The organism is Pantoea sp. Taur, assembly GCF_009830025.1.
In the GTDB taxonomy this organism is placed as follows: Bacteria; Pseudomonadota; Gammaproteobacteria; order Enterobacterales; family Enterobacteriaceae; genus Pantoea; species Pantoea communis.
Window position 1 is genome coordinate 344,363 of record NZ_SZZZ01000003.1, and the last position, 12,099, is coordinate 356,461.

The 12,099-nt window shown below is 53.5% G+C and carries 9 protein-coding genes and 2 pseudogenes; 7 read left to right on the plus strand and 4 right to left on the minus strand.

The window, feature by feature from the left end; all coding sequences use genetic code 11:
* Positions 1-55: 55 nt before the first annotated feature.
* The 3 genes from FD744_RS06245 to FD744_RS06255 all read right to left on the minus strand — a co-directional run bounded on the left by FD744_RS06245 (position 56) and on the right by FD744_RS06255 (position 3,962).
* Complete coding sequence (locus tag FD744_RS06245; protein ID WP_160867706.1) at positions 56-2,293, minus strand: molybdopterin cofactor-binding domain-containing protein; 2,238 nt, start codon at positions 2,291-2,293, stop codon at positions 56-58.
* Positions 2,290-2,748 (minus strand): (2Fe-2S)-binding protein, encoded by a 459-nt coding sequence (locus tag FD744_RS06250; RefSeq protein ID WP_160867707.1) that lies wholly within the window; start codon positions 2,746-2,748, stop codon positions 2,290-2,292. The genes FD744_RS06245 and FD744_RS06250 overlap by 4 nt, the downstream gene beginning before the upstream one ends.
* A gap of 320 nt (positions 2,749-3,068) precedes the next feature.
* On the minus strand, positions 3,069-3,962 hold the full coding sequence (locus FD744_RS06255; RefSeq protein WP_160867708.1) for a LysR family transcriptional regulator: 894 nt from the start codon (positions 3,960-3,962) through the stop codon (positions 3,069-3,071).
* Positions 3,963-4,350: 388 nt separating this feature from the next.
* Here FD744_RS06255 and FD744_RS06260 point away from each other — a divergent pair, with 388 nt between their 5' ends.
* From FD744_RS06260 to FD744_RS06270, 3 genes are read left to right on the plus strand one after another with little or no spacing between them, the layout of a single operon-like run.
* Positions 4,351-4,701 carry a helix-turn-helix domain-containing protein gene (locus tag FD744_RS06260; RefSeq protein WP_160867709.1) on the plus strand — a complete coding sequence of 117 codons (351 nt, stop codon included), beginning with the start codon at positions 4,351-4,353 and terminating at the stop codon, positions 4,699-4,701.
* A gap of 24 nt (positions 4,702-4,725) precedes the next feature.
* On the plus strand, positions 4,726-5,895 hold the full coding sequence (locus FD744_RS06265; RefSeq protein WP_160867710.1) for an efflux RND transporter periplasmic adaptor subunit: 1,170 nt from the start codon (positions 4,726-4,728) through the stop codon (positions 5,893-5,895).
* The gene (locus FD744_RS06270) at positions 5,895-9,026 is read left to right on the plus strand and encodes an efflux RND transporter permease subunit (protein WP_160867711.1); all 3,132 of its coding nucleotides are present in this window, start codon (positions 5,895-5,897) and stop codon (positions 9,024-9,026) included. The genes FD744_RS06265 and FD744_RS06270 overlap by 1 nt, the downstream gene beginning before the upstream one ends.
* A 76-nt stretch (positions 9,027-9,102) precedes the next feature.
* On the opposite strand, the pseudogene FD744_RS06275 reads toward FD744_RS06270, so the two are convergent.
* Positions 9,103-10,055: pseudogene (locus FD744_RS06275) on the minus strand (alpha/beta hydrolase).
* Here FD744_RS06275 and FD744_RS25545 point away from each other — a divergent pair.
* From FD744_RS25545 to FD744_RS06290, 4 genes and pseudogenes are all read left to right on the plus strand, one after another.
* Positions 10,041-10,214: pseudogene (locus FD744_RS25545) on the plus strand (two-component sensor histidine kinase); the annotation flags it as partial. The pseudogenes FD744_RS06275 and FD744_RS25545 overlap by 15 nt on opposite strands.
* Before the next feature lie 67 nt (positions 10,215-10,281).
* Positions 10,282-10,755, plus strand: coding sequence for a cupin domain-containing protein (locus tag FD744_RS06280; RefSeq protein ID WP_160867712.1), 474 nt, complete (start codon positions 10,282-10,284; stop codon positions 10,753-10,755).
* Entirely contained in the window at positions 10,733-11,473 is a 741-nt protein-coding gene (locus FD744_RS06285; RefSeq protein WP_160867713.1) for a carboxymuconolactone decarboxylase family protein, read from the plus strand. Before FD744_RS06280 ends, FD744_RS06285 begins: the two co-directional genes overlap by 23 nt.
* A gap of 24 nt (positions 11,474-11,497) precedes the next feature.
* Positions 11,498-12,088, plus strand: coding sequence for a flavodoxin (locus tag FD744_RS06290; RefSeq protein ID WP_160867809.1), 591 nt, complete (start codon positions 11,498-11,500; stop codon positions 12,086-12,088).
* The last annotated feature ends 11 nt before the right edge of the window (positions 12,089-12,099 follow it).

Genomic DNA, 12,099 nt, shown 5'->3' on the forward strand with positions numbered 1-12,099 from the left:
AAACCACGACAGCTGATATCAGCCCAAACCTTTTGAGATTCATGGTCTATTCCTGTCAGCTGAAGGTAAAGCGAGAGAGAGGCATGGCGCGAATGCGCTCACCAGTCAGTCGGGACACCGCATTCGCCACGGCAGGCGGCACCGCAGGCAGCGGCGGTTCACCGATGCCGCCCATTTTTGCGCCGCTCTCCACGATACGTACGTGCACCTGCGCCATCCGTGAGGGTGGCAAGATGGGATACATATCGTAGTTACGCGCTACCGGCTGCCCTTTCTCATACACACTTTCTTCCAGCAGAACCTGTGATAACCCCAGCGCCACGGCGCCGTTAACCTGCGCCTCAACTATCGCCGGATTGACAATGCTGCCGGGATCAATGGCTTCCCATATCTGATGCACGGTGACCTGACCGTTTTCGATAGACACTTCAGCAATGGCTGCCGCCTCAGTGCCAAACGGCGAGGCCATCGCCACACCGCGTGCACGACGAGTACCATCAGCCGCCGTGTAGGGCCCCGCCTGCCAGCCACCTGAAAGCTCTGCCACCGCATTCAGCAAAGTGGTTAAACGTTCGTTGCCCTGTAGCAAATGCAGACGCAAGGCAAAGGGATCGAGTTTGCTGTGATCGGCCATTTCATCGAGGAAGCACTCATAGAGAAAATCATTCATCGAGTTGCCCACCGAACGCCAGTAACCGAGTTTGACCGGACCCTTTTTATAAATCTGCGCGATGCGCACGTTAGGAATTGCGTAGGATTTCCCAGCCAGTCCCTCCACCGCCGTGGGATCCAGTTTGCTACCGTGTTTACCGGCTATTCCTTCTCTTGGCCCCTCGCATATGCTGATGGCCTCCAGTGCAACCGGGTACCCCTGCGCATCCAGTCCTGCCTGGAAGCGAACGGCAGCCATAGGTCGGTGGGTATCACGCAAGAACTCTTCTTCACGGCTCCAAATCAGTTTGACGGGACGGCCCACCGCTTTTGCCAGCTGAATCGCCTGCGGATAGACCATCGCTGTGTCATAAACAAAGTGGCGACCAAAAAATCCTCCGAGCAGCGGTGAATGGATGGTGATGTTTTCTGGTTTCAGACCGGTGCGCTTAGCGATATCCGCCTGAAACATCTCCGGGGCCTGATTGGGGATCCACAATTCCAGCGTGCCATCGTTATTAAAGCGCGCGAGGGCTGACGGCGGCTCCAGCTGAGCGTGATTGAGATACTGGCTGTGATAGGTCGCGCTAAGCCTTGTTTTCGCTGCTGACATCCCCTGGGCGAAATCCCCCTTCACTTCCGCATCCTCACCGTTGCCGGGCTCCTGCGCCAGTGCTGCGGCAAACGCCTCACTGGAGAAATCGGCAGGCATGTAATTCGCATCTGGCGTTTGCGGCTCTCGCCAGTCAACCTGGAGCGTTTCGGCCGCGCGTTTGGCTTGCCACCAGCGTTCAGCGACCACGGCAACCGCGCCAGTCAGCACATGGACTGAATGTACGCCTTTCATGCCTTTCACCTGTTGCAGATTACGGATATCGCCCGCTGTCAGCCCCAGTCGTGGCGCATGCTGAACGGCCGCATGCAGCATGTCATCAACCCGGCAATCAATGGTGTAAATGGCCTGTCCGGTGGATTTCTCATGCATATCCAGGCGCTGAACCGGCTTACCTATCCAGCGAAACTGCGCGGGATCTTTAAGCTTTATTGATTCAGGCGACGGCACCGGTAAATCGCGCGCACGCTCAGCCAGTTCTCCATAAGTGAGGGAGCGACCAGAGGCGGCGTGAATGACACGTCCCGGTTCAGTTTGCAGTTGATCAACCGGTACGGAGAGCGCAGCAGCCGCAGCCTGCAATAACATCTGCCGCGCCAGCGCACCCAGGCGTCGCATCGTGGTATAGCTGGAACGAACGGACTGGCTGCCCCCGGTGATGCGCATTCCACTGTCCATTACTTTGTATTGCGAACCCGCGGGCGCATTCTCAACCACAAAGGTAGCGGGATCGGCATCCAGTTCTTCCCCGACAATTTGCGCCATGGCGGTAAAGATCCCTTGTCCGCCTTCAACAAAAGGCGAGAGGAATTTGATGGAGCTATCGGGGCGAATTTCCAGGAAGGCTGGCACACGAGTGACGGGAGGCAGAGAAACGTCCGCAGTTTGCGCTCGCCCTTCACCAATCGGTAAACCTACGCCCAGCACAAAAGCACCGGCCAGGCTGCTGCTGGCCAGCAAAAAGCGGCGGCGTGAGAGATTCGCGGGCTGCTCGCCAAGTGTTTCGAGGGATTCTGCAAGGCGGCTCATACTTTTACCCCTATGCCAGCGACTTCATGAATCGCCGCACGGATGGCGTTGTAGGTTCCGCAACGACACAGATTCACCATGGCGGCGGCAATCTCCTCTTCGGAAGGGTGTGGATTATTTTCCAACAGTGCCCTTGCGGCCATCACCTGGCCCGATTGGCAGTAGCCACATTGCGGTACCTGATATTTGATCCACGCATCCACCAGCCGCTTGCCTATGTCATCACTTTCGATGGCTTCGATGGTGGTGATCTGTTTACCCACGGCTTTCTCAACCGGAGTCACGCAAGAACGAACAACCTGTCCGTCGATCATCACTGAACATGCCCCACATTGCGCCAGGCCGCAGCCATACTTGGTGCCCGTCATAGCCAGATCATCACGGATCACCCAAAGCAGTGGCGTGTCCGCTTCAGCATCTGATTGGTAGGTATTATTGTTGATGTGCAGTTCCATCGGTATGCGCTCCCATTGGTAGTACAACGCTCACAAAAGGCGGTTCGGAGGGGAATTTTTTATCCTTACAAATAATAGTGAAATGCGGAATACACGCCAGCTGAATGCCTCTATGAGTAAAATTCACCAATATTTGAGTGCTACTGGTTGAAGCGAAACCAGGAAGCAAAGTCACCATGCAGGGGCGGATGCGGCAGAAAGCAGAGGAAGCAAAGCGAATTAAAAGGCAACTTATTCAGAATGAAAAATCGCCTTAGTATGGAATCGGAATGACTTTGACGGCGTGGTGAGTTTTGAAAATAGAGTGCGCCTAATAACACTCAGCCTTGGTAGCGCACCGCTTCAATCAATTTAGAAAACGCCGCCGTATGCTGTTTGCGGCTGGGATAATATAAATAGTAACCACTAAAAGGTTCGCACCAGTCTATCAGCACACACTGCAACAGACCTTCATCAATATATTTCCGCACAGAATCTTCCGGCGCATACAAAATCCCCATGCCGCTAAGTGCCGCTTCAATACGCGAACTGAGGTTATTGAAAATAAGCTGACCTTCAACTTTAACGCGAATCTCTTTTTTATCTTTGGTGAACTCCCAGTTATACAATCCACCCAGTGTCGGCAAGCGCATATTGATACAGTTGTGATGCTGCAATTCATACGGCGTTTCAGGAATACCGTGATGTTTAAAATACTCGGGGGTAGCAACCACCAGCATTCTCCAGTCAGGACCGATGCGCACCGCCACCATATCCTTTTCCACCTGCTCGCCTAATCTCACCCCGGCATCAAAACGCCCGCTCACAATGTCGGTAAGGGTGTTATCGACGGAGAGTTCAATGTTCACGTCAGGGTATTCCTGAAGATAGGGCTTAATTAATGGCCAAAGCGTGGAGTGCAGCGCATGTTCACCGGCGGTAATCCGGATATTGCCCGAGGTGCGCGTCTGGTGTTCGGTCAAAGCCACCAGCGCTTTTTCAATATCTGACATCAAGGGCGCAATATTCTGGATAAGTTGCTCGCCAGCTTCCGTGGGTGCCACGCTGCGGGTGGTGCGCGTCAACAGACGCGTCTTAAGCCGCTCTTCAAGACCGCGCATGGCATGGCTTAGCGCGGATTGAGAGACACCCAATTTGGCGGCGGCACGGGTAAAACTGCGTTCCCGGGCGACCATCACCAGATACACCAGATCGCTGAAATTTTCTCTTAGCATCGCCTACTCACATCTCTGTCCGGATTCAATGAAACTATCATAAACAAGCTGAAACATATGTGGCTATCTCACATATCGCGGCTTACCGCAGGTGTTCACTTTGAAGTGGATCACTCTATAGCATCTGTACCACCAACTTGTTCACTTTATGATGCATTATTCATGAGCACCGATCATAAAGCTTATCTGATTCCACATGCTAATAATCTGTATCTTGTAATGTTACTCTTAATTCAGTCGCAAGAGATATCGTTCACTGGCGAGATAGATTCGAAAGCACAACATACCGTCTTAATAGCTTATCCGCTCAATTAAACAGAGCGCCGGGCATTCTATTGCTTTCAATTGTTTCGCCTTTACTTTGATTAAGAATAGAACGGGTGAAATTATGGATCGTTATGAAAAAATTGTTTATGAACTGGCCGAGTGGATTAAAGCTAACATTCATTCTCCGTTAAAAATAGAACAGGTTGCCGAGCGTGCAGGATACTCCAAATGGCATCTGCAAAGAATGTTTCATCGTATTATGCATGTCAGCCTTGGTCACTACATTCGTGACCGAAAGCTGGAATCTGCAGCCAAAGACTTGCTGCGTAGCCACGAGGCGGTTATCGATATTTCAGTGAAATATGGTTATGACTCACAACAGTCATTTACCCGATCTTTTGTGCGCAAATATAACCTCCCACCTGCAAGATTTCGTCGATTAAATACGCAGCATCTCACTATACCAATATAATTTCACTTACAAGGGATCTCAGTAATGCCGATTAAATGGGCGCTACCCCCCAGTGCGCTATTCTGTTCATTTATTGCATTGACGCTTTCAGGTTGTGATAACTCGACGGGCAGTGAAACGCCGGCGAAAAATGCGCCCCAGGTAAACGTGGTTACGCTACATGCCCAATCCCTGCCGGTTACCACCGAACTTCCCGGACGTACTTCTGCCTTTCGCGTGGCAGAAGTACGTCCGCAGGTATCGGGTTTGGTATTAAAGCGTGCTTTTACCGAAGGCAGTGATGTAACCGCCGGACAAAAACTATATCAAATCGATCCCGCGCCATTTCAGGCAGCTTATGACAATGCGCGCGCCGCACTGGCGGAATCAGAAGCTAACGCCCGCATGGCACAAGCCACATTGCAACGTTATCGCCCCTTAGCCGGCACGCAATACATCAGCCGTCAGGATCTGGATCAGGCGGAAGCCACTGCAGCACAGACGCGCGCTAACGTAGACTCGGCAAAGGCAGCACTCAACAGTGCGCGCATCAACCTCAACTGGAGCAGCATTGCGGCTCCCATTGCAGGGCGCATTGGCCGTTCTTCCGTTACCGAAGGAGCACTGGTGCAAAATGGCCAGACGGATGCGCTGGCAACCGTGCAACAACTCGATCCTTTGTACGTTGATGTCACTCAATCCAGCCAGGATTTCCTCCGGTTGCAACAGGAGCTGGCTTCAGGGCAGTTGCAGCAAAACAACGGCAAAGCGCTGGTGCACGTGATCCTGACCGATGGTTCCGTCTACCCGCAACAGGGCACCTTAGCCTTCTCTGATGTCACCGTGGATCAGACCACTGGCTCAATCACCCTGCGCGCTATCGTACCTAACCCGGATCACGCCTTGCTGCCGGGCATGTTTGTTCGCGCACGTCTTGATGAGGGCACCAATCCACAGGCCATTCTGATCCCGCAACAGGCAGTGACGCGCACACCACGTGGCGATGCCACCACTTTGGTGGTGAGTCCTGACAATAAAGTGGAAGTTCGCAATCTATCGGTCTCACAAACCGAAGGTGATCAATGGCTGGTGACGGGCGGTGTTCAGGCCGGGGAACGGGTGATTGTCTCGGGCATTCAGCGCGCTCAACCCGGCCAACGTGTCGCCCCGATTGATATGACTGCCAATGCTGCTGCACAAGGAACTGCTCACTGATGTCCAAATTCTTTATTAATCGCCCGATTTTTGCCTGGGTGCTGGCCATAATTGTCATGCTGGCAGGGGCTATTTCCATCATGCGATTGTCGGTGGAGCAATATCCTGACGTCGCACCGACCGCTATTCAGATCCGCGTAACTTATCCCGGCGCCGATGCCACTACCCTGCAAAATACTGTCACCCAGGTGATCGAACAGAATATGAGTGGGCTGGATGGGCTGATGTATATGTCATCGACCAGCGATTCATCCGGCACGCTGGAACTGAAACTCTCCTTCGAAAATGGCACCGATGCGGATATCGCCCAGGTACAGGTGCAAAACAAACTGCAGCTGGCGACACCGCTGCTGCCGCAAGAGGTCCAGCAGCAGGGGATTACCGTTCGTAAATCCTCCAGCACCTTCTTCCTGGTACCGGCATTTGTCGATGAAACCGGCAAAATGAGCATGGAAGATATCGCCGATTACGTTGGCTCAAATATCAAAGATCCTCTCAGTCGTATCAGCGGTGTCGGTGATTCCACGCTGTTCGGTTCGCAATACGCAATGCGTATCTGGCTCGATCCCAATAAGCTGAATAACTTCCAACTGACGCCGGTGGATGTGATGAGCATGATCGAATCACAAAACGCGCAGATTGCCGCAGGGCAGTTAGGTGGTGCGCCACCGGTGAAAGGCCAGCAGCTGAATGCCTCTATCATCGCGCAGACGAGACTCACCTCACCGGAAGAGTTCGGCAATATTCTGTTGAAGGTGAATGCGGATGGATCGCAGGTGCGTCTGCATGATGTGGCGCGCATCGAGCGCGGCGGCGAAAACTATAACTTTGTGGTGAAGGTCAACGGCAAACCGGCCTCTGCGCTGGGGATCCAGCTGGCCACCGGTGCCAACGCATTAGACACCGCCAAAGCCATCCGGGCCAAAATCGCGCAGCTTCAACCCTACTTCCCTCAGGGTATGAAGGTGGTTTATCCCTACGACACCACGCCATTTATCAACATCTCGATTCATGAAGTGGTGAAGACCCTCGCCGAAGCCATCATCCTGGTCTTCCTGGTGATGTATCTGTTCCTGCAGAGTTTCCGCGCCACGCTGATCCCGACCATTGCCGTACCCGTAGTGTTACTGGGCACCTTCGGCATCCTCAGCATGTTTGGCTATTCGATTAACACCCTGACCATGTTCGGCATGGTGCTGGCAATCGGGCTACTGGTTGATGATGCCATCGTGGTGGTTGAAAACGTTGAGCGCGTGATGGCCGAGGAAGGTCTCAAACCCAAGGCAGCCACGCGTAAATCGATGGAGCAGATTCAGGGCGCGCTGGTCGGCATTGCGCTGGTGCTCTCCGCAGTGTTTGTTCCCATGGCCTTTTTCGGCGGCAGTACTGGCGTTATCTATCGCCAGTTCTCAGTCACCATCGTCTCTGCCATGGCGCTCTCAGTGCTGGTGGCATTAATTCTCACCCCGGCGTTATGCGTCACCATCCTCAAACCGGTTAAGCCGGGTCAACACGGCCATCAGCGCGGATTCTTTGGCTGGTTCAACCGTAAGTTTGATCAAAGCGCGGAGCATTACACCTCTTCCGTTGGCCGCATGGTGCATAAAACAGGCCGCTACCTGCTGATTTATGGCGTGATTGTGGTGGGGATGGCGGTGTTGTTTATGCGCCTGCCCACCTCATTCTTACCGGCTGAAGATCAGGGCGTTTTCGCGACGCAGGCGATTCTGCCAGCGGGTGCGACGCAGGAACGCACGCAAAAAGTGCTCGACCAAATCAATGACTATTACCTGACACAGGAAAAAGCCAACGTTGAAAACGTGCTTACCGTGAACGGTTTTGGCTTTGCCGGACGCGGTCAGAATGTCGGCATCGCGTTCATAGGGTTAAAGGACTGGGAACAGCGCGCTGGGGCGGAGAATAAAGTCGATGCCATTGTCAGCCGCGCCACACAGGCTTTTTCCAGCATCGTCGATGGTACGGTCGTCGCGTTCAACCTGCCGCCAATTATTGCGCTGGGTAATGCCACGGGATTTGATTTTGAACTGATTGACCAGGCAAACCTCGGCCATGACAAACTGATTGAAGCCCGTAATAAGCTGCTGGATCTGGCGCGTCAGCATCCCGATGTTCTGACCGCCGTGCGTCCCAACGGCATGGAAGATAACCCGCAATACAAAATCAATATCGATCAGGAAAAAGCCACCGCGCTTGGCGTAACGCTGGACGATATTAATACCACGCTGAGTGCCGCCTGGGGTGGCAGCTACGTGAATGATTTTATCGATCACGGCAGGGTGAAAAAAGTCTACGTGATGAGTGATGCACCCTATCGCATGATGCCGAAAGACATGGGCGACTGGTACGTGCGCGCCAGCAACGGGAAAATGGTGCCCTTCTCCAGCTTCTCAACCGCGCAATGGGTTTATGGCTCACCGCGTCTGGAGCGTTACAACGGTTTATCTTCGGTAGAGATCCTCGGACAGCCCGCGGCGGGACGTAGTTCCGGTGAAGCCATGGCGCTGATGGAGCAACTCGCCTCTCAGTTACCTGACGGCATCGGCTATGACTGGACAGGCATGTCTTACCAGGAGCGTCTTTCCGGCGATCAGGCTCCTGCGCTGTATGCGTTGTCGTTAATTGTGGTGTTCCTGTGCCTCGCCGCGCTGTATGAGAGCTGGTCGATTCCTTTCTCGGTGATGCTGGTGGTGCCGCTGGGTGTGGTCGGTGCGCTGGCCGCGACGACGCTCAGAGGTCTAAGCAATGATGTCTACTTCGTGGTCGGCCTGCTCACCACCATTGGCCTGGCGGCGAAGAACGCGATTCTGATCGTGGAATTCGCCAAGGACCTGACGGAGAAAGAGGGTAAAGGCATCATCGAAGCCACCCTTGAAGCCTCACGCATGCGCTTACGCCCTATTTTGATGACGTCGCTGGCGTTTATCCTCGGTGTTATGCCGCTGGCAATCAGCACCGGCGCCGGCTCGGGTGCGCAAAACGCGGTGGGCACCGGGGTCATTGGCGGTATGGTCGCTGCAACGTTACTGGCGATCTATTTTGTGCCGGTGTTCTTTGTGGTGGTGCGCAGCCGCTTTGCTGGCAAGACAGATGACGAGGACGATGACGCGTAATTCTACTGCTGGTATTTGAATTCGACGCGGTAAATTATTCCCCGTGGCGGTGCCGCTGCCACGGGGAAGCATCAGACTAAATATTCTTATCGAAGAACGGATCAAGTTGGCTCATCGCCTGATCGACATAACGCGGCACCCAATAGGTTTCGATATGAGTGGCGCCTTCAATCAGATAAAGCTTTTTGTTCGCGGTTCCCGTTGCTTTGCTAAAGGCACTTTGCGTCATATACAGCGAATCTGCTTTGCTCCCGGCCATCATTAACAAAGGCTGATTGATCAGGTCCATATTGCTTTGCGCGTCAAAACGCATCAGTTCTAACAGACTGCTGGTGGTGTAGCGAAAAGTGGAGTTCGGATGCGCGTGGGTTTTCCAGTAATACTCATAGCCCTGACGATAGAGATCAAACGGCAGTTTGGCGATCTGCTCGTCCGTCAGATTGGCATCGCCGGAATAGGTTACTTCCCCGGTTAAGGCCTCTTTACGACGAGCATCACTGGCCACTTGCAAACGCTCTTGACGCGTCACCAGCTGTGAATCCTGATAACCGTTGCGCCGCACCAGGCCAGAATCAAACATACTCAGTGTGGCCAGTGCTTTAAACGTTTGTCGGTCTGGGCGGCTTTGAGTGAATATCCGCCGCCTCCACAGATGCCCAGCAAACCGATGCGTTCGCCATCTACACCGGGATAGCGACTAAGGTAATCCGCCATGCCGTGAATATCTTCGATGCGGTTAGACGGTTTATCCACGCTGCGTGGCATACCGCCGCTGGCACCCTGATAAGCCGCATCGGCGGTAATGGTGATGTAGCCGTGTTCTGCGAGTCGCTGCGCATATAGGCCAGCCACTTGCTCTTTCACACCGCCGTTGGGATGTGCCACCACGATTGCCGGATATTTTTTCGCTGGATCGTAGTTCGCGGGTGTGTAGACGTTGGCAGCGATTTGCAAGCCATGGAGATCATATTTCACCGGATGAATATTGACCTTGCCCGCCACGTTTTCCCTGATGTCGCCATCATGCATCGTGGCGATGTGTTCGCACGCAGTGAAAATGGCGTCAACACCTTCGGCCTGACCTTTGCTCTGACATCTGAATCTGGTCAATTTCCTGACTCAGCGCAGGCCATCTTGCCTGCTTTCTCACTGAATTCTGACAGCATTGTCAGTAAGCCGTCAGCCTGAGGACATCTCAGCCTCGTTAAAATCATTGCAACGCAGCCTTCGCGTTTAACTCATAAGGACGCCTTGCATGACAGCTAAATGGGGTTATCTCGGGCTTTTACTGCCCTTCATCACTTTCGCCTCTCTTCCTGGAGAGCACGACGTCCATATTGCCCCGGCAGGCAGCCAAAAATCGGTGACGGGCCCGGCCATCAACTTCACAGGTCAGGTTCGGGTTGATCCACTGTTTGTCGCCGATAACGCCATTAATGCATCGGCTGCGTATGTCACCTTCGAGCCAGGTGCGCGATCAGCCTGGCACACTCATCCCGCCGGACAGCGGCTCATCGTGACGTCAGGCGTGGGGTTAACTCAACAGGAAGGACAACCTGTGCAGGTTATCCGTCCAGGCGATGTGGTGACGTGCCCACCGGGCGTGAAACATTGGCATGGCGCCAGCGCCAACAGTGCAATGACCCATCTCGCCGTAACAGGCAATGTTGATGGAAAAAACGTTAACTGGATGGAGAAAGTGACCGATGAACAATACCGCGCGAATTAAGCAGTTGGCTGCCGGGTTAATGGTCATTAGCTGTTGCAGTCTGGCACCTTATTCGGCTGCTGCTGACACGCCCGCCCCTGCCACGACGATGGCTAAGGTGCTGTCCGTTCGCCAGCAAGCCATTCCACCGATCGCTGCTGCTATGGCAACCAGCAACATGGCAAAACTGGATATCGCACTCAAGCAGGGGCTGGATGCCGGTTTGACGGTGAATGAAGTTAAAGAAATTTTGGTGCAACTCTATGCCTATACCGGGTTCCCTCGCAGTCTGAATGCTTTGAACGCGCTGATGAAAGTCACCGAAGCGCGTAAACAGCGCGGCATCAAAGATGTGGCCGGCAAAGAACCCACCCAGCCAATTCCTGTAGGAGAGGCATTACGCCAGGTGGGCACCGACAATCAAACCAAAATATCAGGCGCGCCCGTTAAAGGACCTGTTTTTGAGTTTGCTCCGGTGATCAATGAGTTTCTGCAAGCTCATCTGTTTGGCGATATTTTTGCCCGTGACAACCTCGACTGGCAAAGCCGTGAGTTGGCCACTGTAGGTGCACTAGCCGCCACGCCGGGCGTAGAAGCGCAATTGCTTTCGCATATCCGTGCCAGCTTGCGTGTGGGGTTAACGCGAGAACAGCTGCATCAGGTCGTAGAGATATTACGGGCCGATGGCGACGAGCAGGCTGCGGCACGCGCAGAAATTGCGCTGAGTGCTATTCAATAACTTTCTGACCGATGGAGTGAAATGATGTCCGACTCACCGGATGCCCACCGAAGAATGTTGCTCACTGCGCTGGCGGGCGTGGCACTGTCCAGTTCTATACTCCCCCACGCAGAGGCCCGAACGTCCAACGGACAAAGCAACAACACTACGCTGGTGGCCTATTTTTCCCGAAGTGGTAACACCCGCGTGATTGCGGGTGTCATTCATCGTCATCTCAGCACTGACCTGTTCGAAATTGAACCGGCCACTGCCTATCCCGAAGACTATTTCGCAACGGTTGAGCAGGCAAAAAAACAAAGCGGTCAAAATTTCAAACCGGAATTAAAAAATAGTGTCGGGAATTTTGAAAGCTATCAAACCGTCTATCTTGGCTTTCCGATTTGGGGCATGACGGTGCCACCGATCGTGCAGACTTTTCTCAGTCGTGGTGACTGGAACAACAAACTGATTATCCCGTTTATCACCCATGGTGGTTACGGGGTGGGTCACAGTGAAGAGGTTCTCTCCACATTGGCAGCCACGGCAAAAAGAGAAAAACCGCTGGTTATCGAATGCAATCAGGAAAGGAAAACCACCGAAACCGTCACTCACTGGCTAACAGCGATTCGTCGCTGAGGTTATATATG

What these genes read in the sequence shown, in the direction of transcription:
- FD744_RS06245 (WP_160867706.1), bottom strand. Translation starts at nt 2,293, where the DNA reads ATGAGCCGCCTTGCAGAATCCCTCGAAACACTTGGCGAGCAGCCCGCG.
- FD744_RS06250 (WP_160867707.1), bottom strand. Translation starts at nt 2,748, where the DNA reads ATGGAACTGCACATCAACAATAATACCTACCAATCAGATGCTGAAGCG.
- FD744_RS06255 (WP_160867708.1), bottom strand. Translation starts at nt 3,962, where the DNA reads ATGCTAAGAGAAAATTTCAGCGATCTGGTGTATCTGGTGATGGTCGCC.
- FD744_RS06260 (WP_160867709.1), top strand. Translation starts at nt 4,351, where the DNA reads ATGGATCGTTATGAAAAAATTGTTTATGAACTGGCCGAGTGGATTAAA.
- FD744_RS06265 (WP_160867710.1), top strand. Translation starts at nt 4,726, where the DNA reads ATGCCGATTAAATGGGCGCTACCCCCCAGTGCGCTATTCTGTTCATTT.
- FD744_RS06270 (WP_160867711.1), top strand. Translation starts at nt 5,895, where the DNA reads ATGTCCAAATTCTTTATTAATCGCCCGATTTTTGCCTGGGTGCTGGCC.
- FD744_RS06280 (WP_160867712.1), top strand. Translation starts at nt 10,282, where the DNA reads ATGACAGCTAAATGGGGTTATCTCGGGCTTTTACTGCCCTTCATCACT.
- FD744_RS06285 (WP_160867713.1), top strand. Translation starts at nt 10,733, where the DNA reads ATGAACAATACCGCGCGAATTAAGCAGTTGGCTGCCGGGTTAATGGTC.
- FD744_RS06290 (WP_160867809.1), top strand. Translation starts at nt 11,498, where the DNA reads ATGTCCGACTCACCGGATGCCCACCGAAGAATGTTGCTCACTGCGCTG.